Genomic DNA, 23,102 nt, shown 5'->3' with positions numbered 1-23,102 from the left:
AATTTATGAAGCAGTTTGGACTTATAGTTGTCATTTTTTCAGGGTTACTTTTTGGTTGTTCAAAAACAGAAATAAAACCTAAAAAATTAACAAACTATGTAAACCCATTTATTGGAACTGATGGTCCTGGAAATACCTATCCAGGAGCAACTGTTCCTTTTGGAATGGTGCAATTAAGTCCGGATATTGGCATTCCAGGTTGGGACAGAATTGCGGGTTATTATTACCAAGATTTTATCATTTCAGGGTTTTCACACATGCATTTAACAGGAACTGGAGCAGGAGATTTGTATGATATTTTGGTAATGCCAACAAACAGTAAATCTTCAAAAAGAATTAAAGAAAATAATTTCAAACCTTTTTCGAGTTTTTCTCACGATAAGGAAACAGCTTCACCAGGTTACTATTCAGTTGATTTGTTAGATTATGGAATTAAAGCAGAATTAACGACTACTGAAAGAACTGGAATTCATCGTTATACATTTCCAAAAGATAGCTTATCACAAATTCATATAGATTTAGGTTATGCATTAAATTGGGACAGTCCAACAGAAACCTATTTTAATGTTGTTGATAATAGCACGATTGAAGGGTATCGAAAATCAACAGGTTGGGCAAAAGACCAACGTGTATATTTTGTTATTAAAGTATCTAAACCATTTGAGTCGTACCAATTATTTAAAAATGATACGCTAACAACTTCGCCAGTTACAGCTAAAAACACCAAAATAATTTTAGAGTATGCAACTACCGAAGGCGAGCAAATTATTTTAAAAACGGGTATTTCTTCGGCAAATATTGTAGGAGCTCATAAATCTTTAGCAATTGAAGCGCCTGATTTTAATTTTGAAGTAATAAAACAACGAGCAGAAGCTAAATGGGAAAAAGAACTCAGTAAAATTGAAATTTCAACTTCAAACGAAACAAAAAAACATATTTTTTATACAATGTTGTATCAATCTATGTTGGCGCCAACCTTATTAAGTGATTACAATTCAAATTATAAAGGAGCTAACGATAGTATTATAAAAGCCGAAGGATTTGATAGATACGATACTTTTTCTTTGTGGGATACATACCGTGCAGCACATCCACTGTACACGATTTTACACCCTAAAAGAACATCGGATATGGTTAATTCTTTATTGGCTCATTATAAAGAAACCGGTTTATTACCAGTTTGGTCAATGCAGGGAAATGAAACAAATATGATGATTGGTTACCACGCGGTTCCGGTGATTGTAGATGCCTATTTTAAAGGAATTAAAAATTTTGATGTTGAGCTAGCTTTTGAAGCTTGCTTTGCAAGTGCAACAGACAATTCAAGACAAATAAATGAATATATGGAGCTGGGTTATGTTCCTGTGGATGAACATCATGAAAATTGGTCAGTTTCTAAAACATTAGAATATGCGTATGACGATTGGTGCATTGCTCAGTTTGCAAAAGCTTTAGGTAAAACAGAAGCCTATAATGAGTTTTTAAAACGTTCTGAAAATTGGCGAAATATTTATGATTCGCATTCAACATTTATGCGTCCAAAATTGAAAAATGGTGAATTTGTGAAGGAGTTTATTCCTAAGGAATACTCACCTTATTTTTGCGAAAGTAATGCTTGGCAATACTTTTGGTCCGTGCAACATAATATTGAGGGTTTAACCGATATTATTGGAGGAAAAGAATTGTTTGAAAAGAAATTAGACACCATGTTTTCCTTAAATCCACTGCCAGAAGATAAATTGCCAATTTTCAGTACAGGAATGATTGGGCAATACGCCCATGGAAACGAACCAAGTCATCATGTTGCATATTTGTATAATTATGTTGAAAAACCTTGGAAAACACAAGAATTAGTACGTGAAATTTTGGAAACGCAATATAAAAATGAACCAAACGGACATTGTGGTAATGAAGATTGCGGACAAATGTCGTCTTGGTATGTTTTTAGTGCTTTGGGTTTTTATCCGGTAAATCCAGCACAGGGAATTTACGCTTTTGGTTCGCCAATTGTTGATGCTGCAACGCTAAATTTAGAAAACGGAAAAAAGTTTACTGTTGAAACTAAAAACAATAGTTCAGAAAATAGATACATTCAAACTATTGAGTTAAATGGTAAAATAATAGAACGAAATTACATTGAACATACAGAAATTATGGAAGGTGGAAAATTGATTTTTACAATGGGAAATCTTCCAAATAAAAATTCAAAAAATACCATGGCTTCAAGTTCAAAAATGTATAATTAAAAACAAGTTTATGTCACAAAGAAGAGATTTTATAAAAAAAGCCGCTTTAGGAACCATAGGAATAAGCACTATTTTAAGTTGTAAAGAACTTACTGAAAAAGAGGAAAAATCTTCTGAAAAGTTGGTGATTAAAAATCAAAAAAAGCCGCTAATTATTTCTACATGGAATCACGGTTTACCGGCAAATGAAGAAACTTGGAAACAATTAAAAAATGGAAAATCTACATTGGATGCTATTGAAGCTGGTATGAAAATTCCCGAAGCGGATCCAGCTGTTAGAAGTGTTGGTTATGGAGGTTTTCCAGACAGAGAAGGAAAAGTAACGTTAGATGCTTGTATTATGGACTTTAACAGTAATTGTGGTTCGGTATCTTTTTTACAAGGAATAAAACATCCAATTTCGGTTGCGAAAAAAGTATTACAAAACACACCTCACGTAATGTTATCTGGTGAAGGAGCACTTCAATTTGCATTGTCTGAAGGTTTTGTTGAAGAAAATTTATTAACACCTGAAGCTGAAAAAGACTGGAAAAAATGGCTGGAAGAATCCAAATACAAACCTGTAATAAATATTGAAAATCACGATACTATTTCAATGTTGGTAATTGATGAAGATGGCAATATTTCAGGAGGTTGCACTACAAGTGGAGCTGCTTGGAAAATGCATGGTAGAGTAGGCGATTCTCCAATTATTGGTGCAGGATTGTTTTTAGATAATGAGGTTGGTGCAGCAGCGGCAACAGGTTTAGGAGAAGCAGTTATTAGAACAGCTGGCAGCGCCATGGTTGTTGAGTTAATGCGTCAAGGAAAATCACCTTTTGAAGCTTGCAAAGAAATTGTAGAACGTATTTACAATAAGCATAAAAATCATAAAGATATGGAGTATTTACAAGTTGGATTTATTGCCGTAAATAAAAATGGAGAACACGCTGGTTATAGTTTGCGATCAGGATTTAATTATGCAATTTATGATGAAAAAACAGGAAATAGAATGGAAGATGCACAATTTAAAATGTCTTGGGATAATTAATAAAAAGAGTTTAAAAAATAAAACACTTAAAAATGAAAATAGCAAATAAAGGTCTACTACTATTAGTACTTATAGTAAGTATAATGTCATGCACAAAAACTAAAGTTTTTACAGAGAGTGATATTCATATAATTCCAAAACCTGTTGAATTACAATTACAGAAAGGTGTATTTGAGTTTACTAAAAATACGCAGATTGTTGCAACCAACTCTTTTCAAGAAAAAATAGCTAAACAGTTTAGTGAAAAATTTGATACAGCAGCAGGTTTTAATCTTCAAATTGTAAAGGAAACACCAGACAAAAATTTTATTCAGTTTTTAACAAATTCAGCATTTGCAAGCGAAGCGTATGAACTTTCAGTTACCAATACTAAAATAACCATTACGGCAAATGAAAATGCAGGTTTTTTATATGGTTTAGAAACAGTTAGGCAATTGTTGCCGGAAGCTATTGAAAGTTCAACTTTAGTTACAAATCAAGATTGGGTAATTCCAAATTTAGAGGTAAAAGATCAACCTCGCTTTCAATACAGAGGTTTACATTTAGACGTTTCTCGACATTTCTTCAAAAAGGATTATATCAAAAAAACTATTGATAGGCTAGCAATGCACAAAATGAATGTGTTGCATTTGCATTTGGTGGATGATCAAGGTTGGAGGATTGAAATTAAAAAGTATCCAAAGCTAACCGAAGTTGGAGCTTGGAGAGTTGATCAAGAAGATAAGCATTGGAATGCAAGGGAAACATCAGATCCAAAAGAAAAAGGCACATACGGTGGCTTTTATACACAAGAAGAATTAAAAGAATTGGTTGCTTATGCAGCATCAAAAAGTATTGAAATAATTCCTGAAATTGAAATGCCGGCACACGTTACTAGTGCATTGGCTGCTTATCCAGAGTTAGGCTGTTTTAACAAACAAGTTGCAGTTCCTTCTGGCGGTGTTTGGCCAATAACAGATATTTATTGTGCTGGAAAAGAATCTACTTTTGAATTTTTAGAAAATGTTTTATTGGAAGTAATAGATATTTTCCCTTCAAAATACATTCATATTGGTGGTGATGAGGCTACCAAAACAAATTGGAAAGTTTGTCCACATTGTAAAAAAAGAATGAAAACTGAAGGATTAGATGACGTTGAAGAATTACAAAGTTATTTTGTTAAACGTATGGAGAAATTTATCAATTCAAAAGGAAAAAAACTAATTGGTTGGGATGAAATTTTGGAAGGTGGTTTAGCTCCTGAAGCAACTGTTATGAGTTGGCGTGGAGTGAAAGGTGGAGTTGAAGCTGCTAAACAAGGTCATGATGTAATTATGACTCCAGGAACACATTGTTATTTTGATCATTACCAAGGTCCGCAAAATGAAGAGCCGCTTGCTATTGGTGGTTTTACGCCTGTTAGTAAAGTATATCAGTTTGATCCAGTTGTTGAAGAAATGACCCATGAGGAGGCCAAACATGTATTAGGCGGACAGGCAAATTTATGGTCGGAATATATTACAACCGAACAACATTCGGAATATATGATTTTTCCAAGACTAGCAGCACTTTCTGAAACCCTTTGGTCGCCAAAAGAATTGCGAAATTGGAAAGATTTTTCATTAAGATTACCGTCTTTATTTAAGCGCTACGAAAATTTAAATATTAATTATGCTAAAAGTGCTTATTTGGTTACAGCAAATACTTCCGTAAATTTAGAAAATAAAACGGTGAGTTTAACTTTACAAAATGAATTTCCAAATGCGGATATTAGGTATGTTTTTGGTACTGATGAATTGAATGAAAAAGCTACAAAATATACACAACCTATTGAGTTAACTGAAACTACTATTGTAAAGGCTTCATTATTTAGCAATAACAAACCAATGGGCAAAATAATAACTGATACTATCAAATTTCATAAAGCTGTTGCACACAAAGTAGAATATAAAGTTCCTTATAGCGAAAAATACCAAGGTGCTGGTGAATTTAATATGGTAAATACCTTACGTGGAACAAAAAATTTTCACGATGGACAATGGCAAGCTTGGTTAGGTGAAAATATGGAAGTGATTATTGATTTAGATACTGAACAAGAAATCAAAGAGGTTTCTGTAGGTGCTTTAGAAAATCAAGGACCAGATATTTATTTTCCAACAGTAGTAGCGGTTTTTATTTCAAATGATGGAAAAACTTTTGAAGAAGTTGGTAAAATAGAAAGAGCATTTCAAAAAAACGCTGGTGCTACATTAAAAGATTTTACGTTGAAATTTGACAAGCGAAGTGCTCGTTTTGTGAAAGTAAAAGCAACTTGTTTAGAAAAAAATCCAAGAGGTGGAGGTGCTTGGTTATTTATTGATGAAATTTTAATTAATTAAAAATGAGGTTTTTAAAAATACTGATTATCTTATTATTTCTTATTTCAAATCAAACTATTGGTCAAGAAAAATTAACAAAAGAGCAACGTTTAGAGTGGTTTAAAGATGCTAAACTAGGTGTTTTTATTCATTGGGGATATTATGGTGTAAAAGGAATTGGAGAATCCTGGTCTATGTACCATAAACAAATTTCTTATGAAGATTATATGGCGCAAGGCAAAGAATTTACAGCCAAAAATTACAATCCAGAAGAATGGGCAAAATTGTTCAAAAAGGTTGGTGCTCGTTATGCAGTACTAACAACCAAACATCATGATGGTGTAGCTTTATGGGATACAAAATACAGCAAGTTAAATGTAAAAGAAAAAACACCGGCTAAAAGAGATTTGGTAAAGCCTTTTGTAAATGCTTTAAGAAATGAAGATTTAAAAGTTGGCTTGTATTATTCTTTATGCGATTGGTCGCATCCAGATTATGAAGTCGTTTTTCCTCGTACAAATACCAAAAATGAGTATCCTCAAAAAAATCAAAAATATTTATCCTCTTGGCAACGATTTGTTAAATTTTATAAAGGGCAATTAAAAGAATTGAGCACTAATTTTAACCCGGATTTATTTTGGTTTGATGGTGATTGGGAAAAATCAAGCGAGCAATGGAGAGCAGCATCATTAAAAGATTCGTTGTTAGCTTGGAATCCTTCGGTAATTGTAAACTCTAGATTAAAAACATATGGAGATTACAGTACGCCAGAGCAAGGAATTCCAGTAGTTAGACCAGAAGGAGCTTGGGAATTTTGTATAACAATGAACGACAATTGGGGCTATTATCCTTCGGATACAAATTACAAACCAATTGCTCAAATTGTGCGAACTTTTGTTGAAGTTATTGCTTCTGGAGGAAATTTATTGCTAAACATTGGCCCAAAACCTGATGGAACAATTCCCGATGAGCAAGTTGATCGTTTAGAGGCTTTAGGCAAATGGATTAAAAAACATGAAATGGCAGTATTTAATTCTAAAGCCGGTTTACCCTATGGACATTTTTATGGTCCAACATTGTTAAGCAAAGATGAAACTAAAATTTATTTATGCTTATTTGATGCACCAAAAAATTATATTTCATTAAAAGGGATTCAAAACAAGGTAAAATCTATTAAAGTTTTAGGAAACAATCAATCCTTAAGTTTTGAAAGAAACGGTGGTGCAGCTTGGAATAATATTCCTGGAATTTTAAGAATTGAAATTCCTGAGGAGAAAAATTTAGATAATTATGTAACAGTTTTAGAAGTTGAATTAGAAGGTTCGTTAAAATTATACAGAGGACACGGAAATGCTGTTGAATTAAATTAATTATAATTGGTTTATCAAAGTATATTATTCCAATTTGGAAAGCATATAGCCAATGAGGAATTAATAAATAAAATAAATATGTTTTTGAATAATTTTTTAAATATGAGGATAAGTTCTATTTTTTATGCTATTTTATTTTTCTTAAGTTCAATTTCTTATGCTCAAGAACCTGTTGATTATGTAAATCCATTTATAGGGACTTCAAATTACGGAGCAACGTTCCCAGGTCCAATAGCGCCAAGAGGAATGGCAAGTATAAGTCCTTTTAATGTTGCAGGGCCACAAAATTTGCCTTTGGAGAAAGATAGCCGTTGGTTGTCGAATCCATACGTTCATGAAAATACTTTCTTAACAGGTTTTAGTCAGGTAAATTTAAGCGGTGTTGGTTGTCCGGATTTAGGTGTTTTGTTGTTAATGCCAACAACTGGAGTGTTAGAAACCAATCACTTAAAATATGGTTCAACCTATTCAAATGAAATTGCAAAAGCAGGATATTACAGTACTGAAATTGATAAATACAATATAAAAGCAGCATTTACAACTTCAAAAAGAGTTGGAGTTAGTAAGTTTACTTTTCCAAAAGGGAAATCTAATATTTTATTGAATTTAGGTTTGGGCTTAACTAATGAACAAGGCGCAATGGTTAAAATTGTTTCTTCAACAGAAATTGAAGGAATGCGTTCTGTAGGTTCATTTTGTTATAACAACCCAGAAGCTGCCTATCCAGTTTATTTTGTGGCTAAATTTTCAAAACCAGCAGCTAATTTTGGTGTGTGGAAAAAACCAGCAACCTATAAAGGAGTGGAAGCGCAATGGATGGGTTACAACGGAAAAACTAGGTTAATGGATGCCTCAACAAAAATGGTTGTTGGAGATAGTATTGGAACTTATTTTAGTTATAATTTTGATAAAATTGAAACTGTTGAAGTTAAAATTGGGGTAAGTTATGTTAGTATTGAAAACGCTCGGGAAAATTTAGAAAAAGAAACAGCAAATAAAACATTTAACGATGTTTATAAGGAAGCCTATAACGCGTGGAATCAACTACTTTCTAAAATTAAAGTTGAAGGAGGTTCTACAAATGATAAAACCGTTTTTTATACAGCCTTATATCATACATTAATTCATCCAAATACTTTGAATGATTTTAATGGGGAATATCCCGAAATTAAAACAAGTAAAATAGGCAAAACTGCTGGAACTAGATATACCGTTTTTTCTTTGTGGGATACTTACAGAAATGTACATCAATTAATGTCGTTGGTGTATCCACAACAACAATTTGATATGGTACAAAGTATGTTAGCTATGTACGATGAAAACGGATGGTTGCCAAAATGGGAATTAAATTCTACCGAAACTTTTACAATGGTTGGCGATCCTGCAAGTATTGTTATTACGGATACATATTTAAAGGGAATTAAAGATTTTGATGTGCAAAAAGCATACAAAGCAATGTTAAAAAGTGCCGATCAAATAGCAGATAATCCAGTACGTCCAGGTTTAAAAGATTATATTGAAAAAGGGTATTTAACAACGGAAAACGGAGGTTCAGTTTCCACAACACAAGAATACAATGCTGCTGATTATTCAATTGCTTTATTAGCAAAAGAATTGGGTAAAACTGAAGATTACAAACGCTTTTTAAATCGATCAATTTCTTATAGGAAGTTATTTGATAAAGAATTAAAATTATTGAGGCCACGATTAAAAAATGGTAATTGGTATAAACCATTTGACCCTTTGGCGGGTGCTAATTTTACTGAAAATATTGGTTTTATTGAAGGGAATGCTTGGCAATATGCGTTTATGGTTCCACATGATATTAATGGACTTAAAAAGTTAATGGGAGGAAATAAAAGTTTTACAAATCAACTGCAAAAGGTTTTTGACGATAATCAGTTTGATATGGCAAACGAACCAGATATTGCATATCCATTTTTATTTAATTATGTTAAAGGAGAAGAGTGGAGAAGTCAGAAAATGGTAGCAGAATTGGTAAAAAAACATTTTAAAAACACACCAGACGGAATCCCTGGGAATGATGATACAGGAACTATGTCAGCTTGGTTGGTTTATTCAATGATGGGAATTTACCCAATTTCTCCAGGAGAGCCAAAATACGCGATTACAAAACCAATGTTTGATAAAATTACTATTCAACTAGATTCAAAATATTATAAAAATAACGAGTTGGTTATAGAGAAAACAGTTAATAATAACGGCTATATCAGCCAAATTTTAATAAACGGAAATAAACAAAACAGCTATTTTATAAATCATAATGATTTGGTGAATGGACAAATCCTAAAAGTTATTTTAAAATAATTATAATTAAAATGAAATTAAATTCCCTATTAATTACGATACTTCTTTTACTATTTTTTAAATCAAATGCTCAAGAAGAATTAAACTACACGATATTTAAAAATCAGCCGATAAACTTTGGTGGTGAAGTTGGTGAAAACCCAGAAGTAAACCAGTTACAAGATGGGAGAATTATTTATAAAAAAGTGACAGTTCCAAAATTTCGAAAAGGAACAGATGTTAAAATTAAATTAACCTTACGTTCAAACGGTGATAGATGGGATAAATCAGGTTCTTGTTTTGTAGTAAAAGATTTGGATGAATTATCAATAATTAATATTTCAAAAGGAGAGAAAGTATTTCCAATTGCATCAACAATTAATGAAAAATTTAAAGGTGTAAAAACAACAGACACTTATAAACCAGTTGTTGAATTATTACGTTTTATGACACCTTTTGGTGTTGGATATTATAGTAATGAAAAAGGAAAATACAGAAAGCCTGTGTACATTCCAACCTGGGAAAAGCAAGTGGTTTGGGAACAAGATATTTCGCATTTAAAAAGTATAGTTGATAATACATTTTATTTAGGGGTTTGGGTAGATACTTGGACTAAAGAAGGTTATGAGGTAGATGTAGATTTAATATATTCTAATCGACCAAAAAAGACTTTTAATGTACTACCATTAGTAAATACTATTGCGTATGTAAATGGGCAATCGCTACCTGATTTTTTTGCAGAAACAGCTTTAAAACAAAGTTTTGAGTTAGATAAAGATATTAAAAATGTAAAATTATACTATACAACTACTGGTCATGGCGGACATGAAGGAGGAGATGAGTTTATAAAAATTAAAAATAGTGTTTATGTTAATAATAAACTGGTTTTAGACACAGTTCCTTGGCGAGATGATTGTGCTTCTTTTAGAAGATTTAATCCAACTTCAGGAGTATGGCTTAAAAAAGATTCTGCTTCATATATAGATTTTGAAGCAAAAGCATACAAAGTTAAAGAAATTGAAGAACGCATTGCATCTTCAGATTTATCTAGGTCTAATTGGTGTCCTGGTTCATATGTTAAGCCTTTTATTGTTGACTTGGAAAATTTAAACGCAGGAGTACATACTTTAAAAATTAAAATACCAGCTACAAAAGCGGCACATGACAAATTAAATCATTGGTTGGTCTCTGCTTATATAACTTATGAATAATGTTTGTTAATTATTTAAAAGAGTTAAAAAATGAATTCCTTTTAATTTTTAAAAAGTACATTTTACAATATAAAATTATGTTTTAAGAATGTTTATTTAAACTTAGTTAAATTTATAATAAACGAGATTTTAAAAAATAATACTATTTGCTCAAACGTTTTATTAGATTGTTTTAGCTGTATTTTTTAAAAAATAATATAGTTTTTAGTTATGTTATTTTAAAAATAATATCATACATACTTATTTTTATGCTATTGGTCGAAATAATTAACAATTAGTTTCCTTAATTTTTACATTTATTTATTATTAACTCAAATTATTTAATTAATGATACAAAAAATACTAAAACTGTTTTTTTGGGTTTGTATATTAGGTTTTTATAATGTACAGGCACAAACAGTAAGTGGAACTATTACAGACGCAATGGATGGGTCATCTCTTCCAGGTGTTAATATAGTTGTTAAAGGCACTTCAATAGGTGCCTCGTCAGATTTTGATGGAAACTACAGCATTGAAATTACAAATACAGATGCTGTATTGCAATTTTCTTATTTAGGTTATGCAACCAAGGAAGTTGCGGTGAATGGCAAAACTGTAATTAATGTTTCTCTTAACCAAAGTGCAGAATCGTTAAGTGAAGTAGTAGTAACAGCATTAGGGATAACTAGAGAGAAAAAATCGCTGGGTTATTCTGTATCTGAAGTCGATGGTTCATCGGTTTCACTAGCAAAAGAAACAAATGTTGTAAATTCACTTTCAGGTAAAGTAGCAGGTGTAGTAATTACGCAATCAGCTTCTGGACCAGCTGGAGGTACAAGAGTTGTTATTAGAGGTAACAATTCAATTACAGGTAATAATCAACCATTATATGTGGTAGATGGTGTGCCAATTGATAACTCTGGAATAGGATCTGCAAATGGTGCTAATACTTCAGAATATAGCCGTTCCGATTTAGGAACAGGTATTTCGGATATTAATTCGGATGATATTGAATCTATGTCAGTATTAAAAGGACCAAATGCAGCAGCTCTTTATGGATCTAGAGCTAGTAATGGTGTAATTTTAATTACTACTAAAAAAGGAAGTACTCAAAATGGTTTAGGAGTTTCGTTATCTACAAATATTTCGTTTCAAAACCCATTATTGTTACCAGATTATCAAAATGAATATGGTAGTGGTAAAGATGGAGTTTTTGGAGTTGATTTAAATGAAGTAAAAGGAAACGGTTCTTGGGGCCCAAAATTTGATGGTTCACAACAATTATATTACAATGGAGAAACTCGTTCTTACGTTGCACAACCAAATAATGTAAAGAACTTTTTTGAAACAGGATCTAACTTAGTAAATACCTTAGCTATTAGTAAAAGTAATGAAAATTCTTCTTTACGTTTTTCGTATTCTAATTCTTCAATAGAAAGTATTTTACCAAATTCTAATGTTGATAGAAATAATTTCAATTTAAGAGGATACTCTAAATTAACTGATAAATTTTCGATAGATGCGAAAGTAACTTACTTTTTACAAGATGCTAAAAACCGTCCGTCACAAGGTACAGAAGGAGTTATGGCTTATGTATATGGGTTAAACAGAAATATTGATATAAATGATCTAAAAACTTACCAAAACCTTGCTGAAGGTTATGGAGTTATTGCCGCTACAAATAGTGGAGGGAATCCTTATTGGATTTTGAATAATGATAAAAATGAAGATAGCAGATCTCGTTTTACAGGTTTTGCAAAAGCCCAATATGATTTTTCAGATAGTTTTAAAGCATTTGTAAGAGTTGGTACAGATGCAGTTTCTCATGATACTGAAAGTTATAACGCAGTGGGGCATCATTTTTTCCCAGCAGGTCGTATTAGTTATACTACAAATGATAGAACAGAAACTAACTACGATTTTTTATTGATGTATAATAAAGACATTAACGAAGATTTTAATTTAGCAGCTAATTTTGGTGGTAATGCATTGCATTCAACAGTTAAAGGGTCGCTAATTGCGGGTTCAGACTTTAAAATTCCAGGAAAATATTTTATTGATAATACAGATCCTTTAAAATTAAATATTGATCAATCAGATTTAATTGAAAAGAAAGTGAACTCGTTATATGGTTCGGCTTCTTTAGCTTATAAAGGAATGGCTTATTTAGATGTAACAGGAAGAAATGACTGGTCATCTGCATTATCAAGTGAAAACAGATCTTATTTTTATAAATCTGCAAGTTTAAGTTTATTATTAAATAATATGTTTGAATTTGAAGGGTCAAAAATTAATTTGGCAAAACTTCGTTTTAGTTATGCGAATGTTGGTAATGATACTGATCCTCAGCAAATTGTAAACTTGTATAACGTAGCCTCAAATGGTTATTTAGGAAATATTACAGTTTCTCGTCCTAATATTAAATTTAGTGAAAGTTTAAAACCAGAAGATGTAACTTCAACTGAAATTGGTTTTGAAATAAAAGCTTTTCAAAATAGATTATTTGCTGACTTTACATATTATTCAATTGCTTCAAAAGATTTAATTTTTGATGTACCTGTAGATCCTGCAACTGGTTATTCTTATTTTAGAGAAAATGTTGGTGAAATTTCAAATAAAGGTTTTGAATTAATGATTGGAGGTACTCCAATTAAAAATGAAAATTTAGAATGGAATGTTGCCTTAAATTTATCACAAAATAAAAATGAATTAGTAAGCCTAATTGATGGACAAGATTATTTTGAATTTAGTTCTACCAACGGAGGTGTTATTGATGTAAGAGCTCAAGTAGGTGAAGGGTTTGGAGATATTTATGGTACAACTTGGCAAACAACAGAAGATACTGGAGAAATTCTGTTAACAGCAACAGGAAGACCTCAAGCAAGTTCCGAAAGAGTTAAATTAGGAAATTATCAACCAGATATGGTAGGTGGTTTAACAAACACATTTAATTATAAAGATTTTGCTCTTAATTTTTTAGTAGATTTTAGAATTGGTGGTGAAGTTTATTCGGGTACTGATGCTTCTTTAGATGCAAGTGGTGTTTCAAAAAGATCATTAGAATTTAGAGAAGGTGGTGTAACTGTTGATGGTGTTTGGGATAATGAAGGAGTATTAACGGCAAATACAACTAACATAAGTGCACAAGATTATTGGGGCGCAGTAAGTGGTATAGCTTCTGAATATATTTATGAACAAACAAATGTACGTTTAAGAGAGGTAAGTGTTTCATATAACTTTCCTAAAACTATTCTTGAAGATACATTTATTAAAAACGCTTCTGTAAGTTTAACTGGTAGAAACTTGTTCTTTTTCTATAAGAAGAGTGATAATTTTGATCCTGAAACAAGTTATTCAACAAGTAATTTTGCACAAGGAGTATTGTTTTACAACTTACCTACTACAAGAAGTTTAGGTGTAAGTTTAAATGTTAAATTTTAATAATTTTTAAAATGAGAAATATAAAAATAACAATATATAGTGTTTTAATGTTCTTCGCATTTTCTTGTACGGGAGATTTTGATGAAATAAACACGAATACTCAGGGGTTTGAGTCTACTGAGTTAAGTGCTAAGTTCTTTATAACAGAAGCACAATACAAATTATATGCTCCAGACCGTTACCCATATTGGAGAGCACATTTAATTCATGCAGATAGATTTGCAGGTCATTTTACGTTTGGACATAATAACTCTTGGTGGAGTGATGGACTTGCATATAATTATAGTGGAGGTTATACAGATGCTTCTTGGGGGTGGTTAGCTGGTTATTTTGGAAACGTAAAATCTTTTATGGATTTGACAAAAGCCGGCGGTGAGTTTGAAAACCAATACATGTATGCTATGGGGTTGATTACTAAATCATTATACTATCAAATGTATACAGATACTTTTGGGATGCTTCCATATAGTGAAGCTGGTATTGAAGGTAATTTAACACCAAAATACGATACTCAAAAAGATATTTATAAAGGTATTATAGCTGATTTGGATGAAGCAATGAGTATTATTGGTTCAGAAACAAGAACAGGAGCCGGTGTTGCTGATGTTGCTGAAAACGATGTGTATTGTGGAGGAGATTTACAAAAGTGGAAAAAACTTGCAAATACACTTAAACTTAGAATAGGAATGCGTGCTTTAGGTGCAACAGGAGATGATTTTGCTTCAAATGCAATAAGCGCTGCTTTAAATGCTCCTTTACTTGATGCTGGTTCGGGAAGTGTAACTATGGAAAAAGATATTATTATTGGACAATGGGGTAGTGCTGCTTATGGTGATGTTTGGCATAGCTTTGGAGCAGGGTCTGACTGGACAATGGGAGAAATTTTGATTAATGAATTAAAAAACAATCAAGATCCTAGACTTTCAATTTATGCAAAGCCAGCAGTTGGAGGTGAACTTACTTTTGAAGGAACTGGTGCAGAATATCAAGAACGGTTAGATTTCTTAATAGCTTCATTAGATAATGCAAATGTGTCTTATACTTCTAGTGTTTCAGGAGATATTACTACTTTAAATGTTGATCCGGGTCAGTATATTGGTCAGCCTACCAGATTAAATGGAGATATTTACCCTTTAGTTAAATATGATTTATTTAGTACTCCTGGTCAAAAAATAAATCAAAAAACAGGAGAAAGCGTTAGTATTTATCCTGAAATTATTTTAACAAGTGCTGAAGCTTATTTTTTACAAGCAGAAGCAGCAGTTAGAGGTATAGGATCTGGAGATGCTCAAACCTTATTTGCTGATGGTATTAGAGAAGCAATGAAATTGTGGGAAGTATCTGACGGTGATACAGAAAACTATATAAGCTCACAAGATGCAGCAAATATTAGTTCTGGAACTATGGATGAAAAATTAGAAAAAATTGCTAAACAACGTTGGTTGGTTAGTTATACAGATGGTTTTGAGGCTTGGGCAGTTGTAAGAGATACTGGTTATCCTACAGAATTAGCTCAAGGAGTTTCAAATCCTGTTATTTTTGAATTAGGGACTTTAAATGGTGCTTACCCTCAACGTATGAGATATGGTAGCGGTGCACAATCTAATCCTAATTTTAGTCAAGCAATATCAACACAAGGGCCAGACTTACAAGGAACTAAATTGTGGTTTGCAAAATAAAATATAATTTTAAAAGTCTAAAAACTTTGTAAGTTATAGTTATTGGTTAATTAATTAAAACCACATACGATTATTAAAATTGTATGTGGTTTTTTCTTTTTTATAATATTAAAAAAAATCATTAATCGTTTTGAAAATGTAATTGGTCGAAATAAATAGTTACAGAGTTATATTTTTTGTTTCTTTATTATATTAAAGAGGTATATTTTTTTTGAATAAATTCATGTTTTTTTAAAAAATGCCAATTTTTTATAAAGTTTAAATTTGATGTTGAGTTTTTAAAGGGAACTGATAAATTCAGTTCTCTTTTTTTATTTTAAAAATTATAGTATTATTATTTGGCTTATCTACACACTAACTCTAAAAACCACCTTTTCAAAAAATACTTTATATTTGGAAAAAATGCGTTATGAATTATGAAAATAAATCGTTTTCAATAAAATCTTGGGCGGAAGATGATAGGCCTAGAGAAAAATTATTACTAAAAGGAAAATCAGCTTTATCGGATGCTGAATTAATTGCAATTTTAATAGGTTCAGGAAGTAGAAGTGAAAGTGCGGTAGATTTATCAAAAAGAATTTTAAATTCAATAGATAATAATATAAATAAGCTTGGAAAACTATCTGTTTTAGACTTGCAAAAATTTAAAGGGATAGGTGAAGCTAAAGCAATTTCAATAATAACTGCCATAGAACTCGGAAGAAGAAGAAGGTTAGAAGGCGCATTGGAATTATCAAAAATAGCAAGTAGCCAAGAAGTTTTTAATATTATGCAACCAATAATTGGAGAGCTTCAACATGAAGAATTTTGGATTATTTATTTAAATAATTCAAATAAGGTTTTATTAAAAGAACAATCTAGTAAAGGAGGTTTAACAGGTACTTTAGTAGATGTAAGGTTGGTGTTTAAAAAGGCTATAGAGTTGTTTTCCACAGGCATTATTCTATGCCACAATCACCCTTCAGGTAAATTGCAACCTAGCAATGCAGATAAGTTAATTACAAGTAAATTAAAAAGTGCTGGAGATACGCTTGATATAAAAGTATTAGATCATTTAATTATAACTGAAAATGCGTATTTTAGCTTTGCTGATGAAAATTTAATGTAAAATATTTTAATGTAAAAATGTTATTAGTTTATACCCATAAAATTACACCTAGACTTAATTATATTTTTAAGCACTTTTTTGTTCGAATATTACAAATTCCTGTTACTTTTTCAACCAAAGTTGATGAGTTTGTAGCACATAATGGGCCTAAAATCACTTATTCAAAAAATCCTTTAGGTTCAGAATTTTTTATAAGAAGTCACGATTTATTATTTGATCAGGGAATAAATGATATTGATATTAATATATCAAATTGGGAGGATGTACCTTGTTTTTTTCCTGCTGGTGAAGTTTCAAGTATTCCATTTGATATTTTTGCAGCGAGTTTTTATTTAATTAGTAGGTACGAAGAATATTTACCACATGTTCAAGATATTCATGAGCGATTTCCTGCAGATGAGAGTTTGGCATTTAAAAACGGTTTTTTAGAAAAACCAGTTGTGGATATTTGGGCTTATAAGTTTTTAGAATTGCTAAAAGAAAAGTTCCCATTATATAACTATTCTAAAAGAGATTACAACCTAATTTCTACTATTGATATTGATACTGCCTTTGCTTTTAAACATAAAGGTATTGTGAGATCTATTGGTGGTTATATTAATGATATAATCCATTTTAGGTTTGTTAATTTATGGTACCGGTTATTAACGAATTTAAATTTTAAGGAAGATCATTACGATACATTTTCTGAAATTTTAAAAATAAAAAAAGAGCATAAAGTTAATACGTTATTTTTCTTTTTAATTGGAGATTATACTACTTTCGATAAAAACATTTCTTTCTCTAACAGTAAATTTAAATCGCTAATAAAATCAGTTGCTGATTATGCTAAAATTGGGTTGCATCCATCGTATTTTTCAATTAAAAATGATGAAAAATTGAAAAAGGAAAAATTACGTTTAGAGAGTATAATAAATACTCCTATTGTATTTTCAAGGCAACATTATTTGAGATTAATAATTCCAGAAACCTATCAAAATTTAATCGATTTAGATATTGAGGAAGATTATACAATGGGTTACGCAAAGTATGTTGGGTTTAGAGCTAGTACTTGTACACCTTTTTATTTTTACGATTTGGATTTTGAAATTCAAACCCCTTTAAAATTATTTCCATTTGCTTTTATGGATGTTACATTAAAAGATTATATGCATCTTTCTAACGAAGAAAGTTTAGCTAAAATTTTAGCATTAAAAAATGAAGTTAAAAAGGTAAATGGTACTTTTATAAGTTTATTTCATAATGAAACGTTAAGTGAAAACGATAAATGGCGAGGGTGGAATTCAATTTATAAAATAATCGTTATTGATTAATGTATGATTCAATACTTAAAGAATAATGAAATTGATATTAAAAAGTATGATACCTGTATTGAATTATCTACAAATTCACGTATTTATGCTTTTAGTTGGTATTTAAATATTGTTGCAGACAATTGGGATGTATTGGTTTTAAACGATTATGAAGCTGTAATGCCATTACCTTGGCGAAGAAAATATTTCATTAAATATATATATCCTCCAGCTTGGACTCAACAACTTGGTATTTTTTCTTCAACCCATATTTCTGAAAAACTGGTTTTGGATTTCATAAAAGCTATTCCAAAAAAGTTTAAAAAAATTACGATTCAGTTTAATTCAGAAAATAAATTTAAACACAAAAATGTAACTGAACGCGTGAATTATGTGTTGCCTTTAAATAAGTCATATGGTGAGATTTATAAGGGATTTAATAACAATAGAAAGAGAGATTTAAAGAAAGCAATAAAATCAAAATTTGAAATAGTTAAAAACATTAATAAGAATGATTTTTTTAATTTTTATTTAAAAGCTGAAAAAAACTATAAATTAAATTCAAATCAACTATTAAAATTAAAATCATTATTAGATTTTAATGATAAAAATATTCAAGTTTGGGGAATATATCATGATAAAAATTTAATAGCTGGTTTACTTTGGTTGAAAGATGATAACCGAATTACAAATTTACTACCAGTAGCTTCTAAAAGTTCAAAAGATTTAGGTTTACCAACATCATTTTTAAATGAAATAATTTATCAATTTTCAGGTTCTAATTTAATAATTGATTTTGAAGGTTCAATAATTAAAGGAATTGCAGATTTTTATAAAAGTTTTGGCATAGAGAAAGAAAATTATTTTTTGTATCAAAAATCATTTAACGTCTTATAATATATTTTTGAAAATGAGTTTGCAATTGTTTTAACACCAAAGTTGTTTTCAGCATAATTGTGCATTAGCTTCTTATTGAAATTAAGTTTGTGATTATAAATTTTTAAAATTGCTTTTTCTAATTCAATTTCATTTTTTGAAGTTGTTAAATAACCGAAATTTTCTGGAAAATATTCACTTATACCTCCAACATTTGTTGAAACAACAGGCACACCACAAGCAAATGCCTCTAAAATAACACAAGGTAAATTTTCATAATTACTAAAAAGTAAAAATAGATTTGAGTTTTTCAAATAATTAGCTACTTCAATATTTGAAATTTGCCCAATAATATTGGCATTTTTAATATTTAATTGTTTAATTTTTGATAAGTAATTATTAGAGTTATTACCAATTAAATTAAATTCTAAATTTGGAATTTCACCTTCTAACTTAGAAATTACGTTAAGAATACCATCAATATTTTTAATTTTATTATTCATTCCCGAAACATGTGTAATAATGAATTTTTTAGAAATAGCCTCAGAAATATTAAATTTTGAAGTATCAACAACATTTGGGATAGGATAATAGTGCCCTTTTAAACCAAAACTTATCATTTCTTTTTGTAAATGCTTGGAAACAGGACAAACAAATGAAGCATTTTTAACAATTTTTTTTGTTAGCATTTTTTGTAAAAAAACAATGGATTTGTTTTGGGGATCTTGGTATCCACTCCAATGTTCAGAAATTATATAGGGTTTCTTTTTAAACCATTTTAAATAGAGCGCAATTATACCTTTAGGAAATGCAATATTTAGGTGAATTAATTGAAAATCTTCAATGCTGTTAATAGCATTTAAATAAGTTTTAAAAAATAAGTAAAATTTAAAAAGAGGGTTTTTGGTTTTAGGTACATAAATAATTTTCGTTTTAACATTATTTATTACTTTAAAAGTACTTTCAACGTGAACGATATTTTTATCTGTTACAACATGAATTAATGTTACTTTATAATTTGTTGAAACTGCTTCTGCATGTCTTTGAACAAAATCTCCATTGCTGGGAGATACCCGAGACGGATACCATCCACTTAAAAATAATATGTGAAGTTTTTTATCCAATTACTTATCCAAATATAAATGCTAAAATAGGTTTTTTAGTACTAATAATATTCATATTTTTAGTGAATGAATATTAAACACATTTTTTTCGATTTAGATCATACGCTTTGGGATTTTGAAACAAATTCTGATTTAGCTTTTACAACCATTTTTAAAAAGCATAATGTAAAAGTTGAGGTAAATAAATTTTTGAATTATTATAAAGGGATTAATCAAAATTATTGGAAATTGTACCGTGATGAGAAAATTACCAAAGAAGAATTAAGAGTTGGTAGATTAAAAGATACATTTTCAAAAATAAAATACAATGCAACTAGCGAACTGATTGATTTTTTGTCAGTTGATTATATTGAGTATTTACCAACTAATAATTATCTTTTTGAAGGTGCTTTTGAAATTTTAGATTATTTGCATCCAAATTATGAAATGCATATTATAACCAATGGTTTTAATGAAGTTCAGTTTAAAAAAATTGAAAACTCTGGGTTAACTAAGTATTTTGATAAAATTATAACTTCGGAAGAAGCTGGTGTAAAAAAACCAAACCCTCATATTTTTAATTATGCCTTAAATAAGGCGAACGCATTATCAAACGAATCTGTTATGATTGGAGATAATTGGGAGGCAGATATAATGGGAGCTAAAAATGTTGGTTTAGATGTTATATTTTGTAATTTTAATAACGAGCCCGTTTCAGAAAGTATAAAATCTGTAAATTTATTAAGCGAAATAAAAAAATTCCTTTAAAAAATATTATGAAAAAAATAAGTATTATTATATGTGTTTTAGTAATTACTTTAGGAAAAGTTTTTGCACAAAATAGTATCAATACATACAAATATATTTTAGTACCAAAACAATACGAGTTTCAAAAATCTCCAGATAATTATCAAATAAACTCGTTAACTAAATTTTTATTTGAAAGAGCAGGTTTTACAACACTGTATATAGACGATTTATTTCCTGAAGATTTGGCCTTAGACCGATGCTCGGCATTAACAGCAATTGTGAAAAATAATTCAGGAATGCTTAGCACAAAATTAAACATTGAGTTAGTTGATTGCTTTAACAAAACAGTTTTTTCAACAAATGAAGCAAAATCAAAAATAAAAGATTATAAAAAAGCTTTTCAGGATGCCATTAGAAAGGCATTTAAAGATATTGAAGCTTTAGATTATAAATATTCACCTGAAGTAATTTTAGAAGAGAAAAGTGTAACACCAATTGTAACTAATATTAAAAAATCAGTAGAGCAAAAGGAGCTAAATATAGTTGAAAAGGATAAGGTTGCAGAAGCCATAAAAGAGTTGCCTAAAAAAGAAGTTTTAGTTGAAAAAGAAGCTAAAGAACCAATTGATAAGCTTGTAATAACAAAAAAAACAGACAAGAAAATAATTTCAAAACCAATTGTAAATGTTAATGAAAAAGTAACACAATCAATTGTAAAAACTATTGAGGGAAATTATGATGTAGAAAATTGGGGCAAAAGTAAAATTGTAAAAAAAGGAGATGATTATTCCTTTATAGGAGGTGATGAAAATTTTGAATTTGCTACTATTTACAAAACTTCAAAACCAACTATTTATATTATAAAATGGCTGGCGTTTAAACAACCACAATTATTAGAAATTAACGCTGATGGAGATTTAAATATAGATATGGGTAATGGTATAAAAGTGTATAAAAGAATAACGCAATAATGTTGTAAAGTAGCAAGGGTACAAAACTGTTAATTTTATGTGGTTTTACTAAAATCTAAAAATCAACAACTAATAATTATACTTGCTTTTCCATCTATTTTTTAAAAATTCTCTTAAACTATTCTCCCTCGGATTATTTCCTGGATCAAATAATTTAGTGTTTTTTATTTCATCGGGTAAAAATTCTTGTTCTGCAAAATTATTTTCATAGTTATGAGCATATTTATACTCTTTACCATAATCTAATTCTTTCATAAGTTTTGTAGGTGCATTTCTTAAATGTAATGGAACAGATAAATCTCCAGTTTCTTTAACTAACGCCTGCGCTTTTCCAATTGCTTCATAACTAGCATTACTTTTAGGTGAACTTGCCAAATATACTGCACACTGACTTAAAATTATACGTGATTCTGGAAATCCAATAGTGTTTACTGCCTGAAAGGTGTTATTGGCCATTATTAATGCTGTTGGGTTGGCATTACCAATATCTTCAGAAGCTAAAATAAGTAAACGTCTTGCAATAAATTTAGCATCTTCACCACCTTCAATCATTCGGGCAAGCCAGTACACAGCACCGTTCGGATCACTTCCTCTAATTGATTTTATAAAAGCTGAAATAATATCGTAATGTTGTTCACCGGTTTTGTCGTATAAAACTGAATTTTTTTGAATTTTAGAAAGTACTAAATCATTGGTAATTTTAATTGGCTCATCTTCTGAATTAACGACCAATTCAAAAATATTTAATAATTTTCGGGCATCACCTCCTGAAATTTTTAGCAAAGCTTCTGTTTCTTGTATTTCAATTTTCTTTTTTGAAATAAAAGAATCTTCATGCAATGCACGTTCCAATAATTCTTCCAAATCACTTTTGCTAAATGAATTTAAAATGTAAACCTGACAACGAGATAGGAGGGCAGGAATAACTTCAAAACTTGGATTTTCAGTTGTTGCACCAATTAAAGTTACCCAACCTTTTTCTACAGCACCTAATAATGAATCTTGTTGAGATTTACTAAATCTATGAATTTCATCAATAAATAAAATTGGGTTTTTAGTAGTAAACAAGCCTCCACTTTGTTTGGCTTTGGAAATAACATCTCTTACATCTTTTACACCTGAACTTATTGCACTTAAGGTGTAAAATGGTCTTTTTGATTCTTGAGCTATAATATTAGCAAGAGTGGTTTTTCCAATTCCTGGAGGACCCCAAAAAATAAGAGATGGAATAATACCACGCTTAATGTGCTGGGTTAAAGCTCCATTTTCACCAACCAAATGTTGTTGACTAATATAGTCATCTAAAGTTTTAGGACGAATTCTTTCAGCTAATGGCTCATTCATTAGGTAAAAATAATAAATTAATAAATGCTATTTTATTGTTACTGTCAATATTTCAGATT

General features: G+C 30.1%; 15 protein-coding genes. 13 read left to right on the top strand and 2 right to left on the bottom strand.

Annotated features, from left to right (window positions below; genetic code table 11):
• Window positions 1-5: 5 nt before the first annotated feature.
• From BX611_RS10315 to BX611_RS10265, 11 genes are all read left to right on the top strand, one after another.
• The gene (locus tag BX611_RS10315) at window positions 6-2,246 is read left to right on the top strand and encodes a GH92 family glycosyl hydrolase (RefSeq protein WP_115880907.1); all 2,241 of its coding nucleotides are present in this window, start codon (window positions 6-8) and stop codon (window positions 2,244-2,246) included.
• A gap of 10 nt (window positions 2,247-2,256) precedes the next feature.
• Window positions 2,257-3,276 carry a N(4)-(beta-N-acetylglucosaminyl)-L-asparaginase gene (locus BX611_RS10310; protein WP_115880905.1) on the top strand — a complete coding sequence of 340 codons (1,020 nt, stop codon included), beginning with the start codon at window positions 2,257-2,259 and terminating at the stop codon, window positions 3,274-3,276.
• Window positions 3,277-3,308: 32 nt separating this feature from the next.
• The gene (locus BX611_RS10305; protein WP_115880903.1) at window positions 3,309-5,633 is read left to right on the top strand and encodes a glycoside hydrolase family 20 protein; all 2,325 of its coding nucleotides are present in this window, start codon (window positions 3,309-3,311) and stop codon (window positions 5,631-5,633) included.
• Between the two features lie 2 nt (window positions 5,634-5,635).
• Window positions 5,636-6,982, top strand: a complete 1,347-nt coding sequence (locus tag BX611_RS10300) for an alpha-L-fucosidase (RefSeq protein WP_115880901.1) — start codon at window positions 5,636-5,638, stop codon at window positions 6,980-6,982.
• Window positions 6,983-7,084: 102 nt separating this feature from the next.
• Window positions 7,085-9,310 carry a GH92 family glycosyl hydrolase gene (locus BX611_RS10295; protein ID WP_240324963.1) on the top strand — a complete coding sequence of 742 codons (2,226 nt, stop codon included), beginning with the start codon at window positions 7,085-7,087 and terminating at the stop codon, window positions 9,308-9,310.
• An 11-nt stretch (window positions 9,311-9,321) separates the two neighbouring features.
• A complete protein-coding gene (locus BX611_RS10290) occupies window positions 9,322-10,500 on the top strand; it encodes a PNGase F N-terminal domain-containing protein (protein WP_115880899.1) in 1,179 nt (392 codons plus the stop codon).
• A gap of 327 nt (window positions 10,501-10,827) precedes the next feature.
• On the top strand, window positions 10,828-13,920 hold the full coding sequence (locus BX611_RS10285; protein WP_115880897.1) for a SusC/RagA family TonB-linked outer membrane protein: 3,093 nt from the start codon (window positions 10,828-10,830) through the stop codon (window positions 13,918-13,920).
• An 11-nt stretch (window positions 13,921-13,931) separates the two neighbouring features.
• Window positions 13,932-15,599, top strand: coding sequence for a SusD/RagB family nutrient-binding outer membrane lipoprotein (locus BX611_RS10280; protein ID WP_115880895.1), 1,668 nt, complete (start codon window positions 13,932-13,934; stop codon window positions 15,597-15,599).
• 409 nt (window positions 15,600-16,008) lie between these two features.
• Entirely contained in the window at window positions 16,009-16,707 is a 699-nt protein-coding gene (radC, locus tag BX611_RS10275; protein WP_115880893.1) for a RadC family protein, read from the top strand.
• A 17-nt stretch (window positions 16,708-16,724) separates the two neighbouring features.
• Window positions 16,725-18,020 (top strand): polysaccharide deacetylase family protein, encoded by a 1,296-nt coding sequence (locus BX611_RS10270; protein WP_115880891.1) that lies wholly within the window; start codon window positions 16,725-16,727, stop codon window positions 18,018-18,020.
• Between the two features lie 3 nt (window positions 18,021-18,023).
• A complete protein-coding gene (locus BX611_RS10265; RefSeq protein WP_115880889.1) occupies window positions 18,024-18,896 on the top strand; it encodes a hypothetical protein in 873 nt (290 codons plus the stop codon).
• On the opposite strand, the gene BX611_RS10260 is transcribed toward BX611_RS10265, so the two are convergent.
• On the bottom strand, window positions 18,872-19,999 hold the full coding sequence (locus tag BX611_RS10260; protein ID WP_115880887.1) for a glycosyltransferase: 1,128 nt from the start codon (window positions 19,997-19,999) through the stop codon (window positions 18,872-18,874). The genes BX611_RS10265 and BX611_RS10260 overlap by 25 nt on opposite strands.
• Before the next feature lie 66 nt (window positions 20,000-20,065).
• Here BX611_RS10260 and BX611_RS10255 point away from each other — a divergent pair, with 66 nt between their 5' ends.
• Entirely contained in the window at window positions 20,066-20,746 is a 681-nt protein-coding gene (locus tag BX611_RS10255) for a YjjG family noncanonical pyrimidine nucleotidase (protein WP_115880885.1), read from the top strand.
• A gap of 8 nt (window positions 20,747-20,754) precedes the next feature.
• Complete coding sequence (locus BX611_RS10250; RefSeq protein WP_115880883.1) at window positions 20,755-21,699, top strand: hypothetical protein; 945 nt, start codon at window positions 20,755-20,757, stop codon at window positions 21,697-21,699.
• Between the two features lie 69 nt (window positions 21,700-21,768).
• Here BX611_RS10250 and BX611_RS10245 read toward each other — a convergent pair whose 3' ends face one another.
• The gene (locus tag BX611_RS10245; RefSeq protein WP_115880881.1) at window positions 21,769-23,043 is read right to left on the bottom strand and encodes a replication-associated recombination protein A; all 1,275 of its coding nucleotides are present in this window, start codon (window positions 23,041-23,043) and stop codon (window positions 21,769-21,771) included.
• Window positions 23,044-23,102 lie beyond the last annotated feature (59 nt).

Source organism: Lutibacter oceani (genome assembly GCF_003384935.1).
GTDB classification, from domain to species: domain Bacteria; phylum Bacteroidota; class Bacteroidia; order Flavobacteriales; family Flavobacteriaceae; genus Lutibacter; species Lutibacter oceani.
The sequence above is the reverse complement of the archived record's forward strand: the minus strand, read 5'-3'. Positions and strand labels throughout refer to the sequence as shown.

Coding starts and splice junctions, on each gene's coding strand:
- BX611_RS10265 (WP_115880889.1), top strand. CDS start 18,024: ATGATTCAATACTTAAAGAATAATGAAATTGATATTAAAAAGTATGAT.
- BX611_RS10305 (WP_115880903.1), top strand. CDS start 3,309: ATGAAAATAGCAAATAAAGGTCTACTACTATTAGTACTTATAGTAAGT.
- BX611_RS10300 (WP_115880901.1), top strand. CDS start 5,636: ATGAGGTTTTTAAAAATACTGATTATCTTATTATTTCTTATTTCAAAT.
- BX611_RS10245 (WP_115880881.1), bottom strand. CDS start 23,043: ATGAATGAGCCATTAGCTGAAAGAATTCGTCCTAAAACTTTAGATGAC.
- BX611_RS10290 (WP_115880899.1), top strand. CDS start 9,322: ATGAAATTAAATTCCCTATTAATTACGATACTTCTTTTACTATTTTTT.
- BX611_RS10270 (WP_115880891.1), top strand. CDS start 16,725: ATGTTATTAGTTTATACCCATAAAATTACACCTAGACTTAATTATATT.
- BX611_RS10255 (WP_115880885.1), top strand. CDS start 20,066: ATGAATATTAAACACATTTTTTTCGATTTAGATCATACGCTTTGGGAT.
- BX611_RS10250 (WP_115880883.1), top strand. CDS start 20,755: ATGAAAAAAATAAGTATTATTATATGTGTTTTAGTAATTACTTTAGGA.
- BX611_RS10280 (WP_115880895.1), top strand. CDS start 13,932: ATGAGAAATATAAAAATAACAATATATAGTGTTTTAATGTTCTTCGCA.
- BX611_RS10315 (WP_115880907.1), top strand. CDS start 6: ATGAAGCAGTTTGGACTTATAGTTGTCATTTTTTCAGGGTTACTTTTT.
- BX611_RS10285 (WP_115880897.1), top strand. CDS start 10,828: ATGATACAAAAAATACTAAAACTGTTTTTTTGGGTTTGTATATTAGGT.
- BX611_RS10295 (WP_240324963.1), top strand. CDS start 7,085: ATGAGGATAAGTTCTATTTTTTATGCTATTTTATTTTTCTTAAGTTCA.
- radC (WP_115880893.1), top strand. CDS start 16,009: ATGAATTATGAAAATAAATCGTTTTCAATAAAATCTTGGGCGGAAGAT.
- BX611_RS10310 (WP_115880905.1), top strand. CDS start 2,257: ATGTCACAAAGAAGAGATTTTATAAAAAAAGCCGCTTTAGGAACCATA.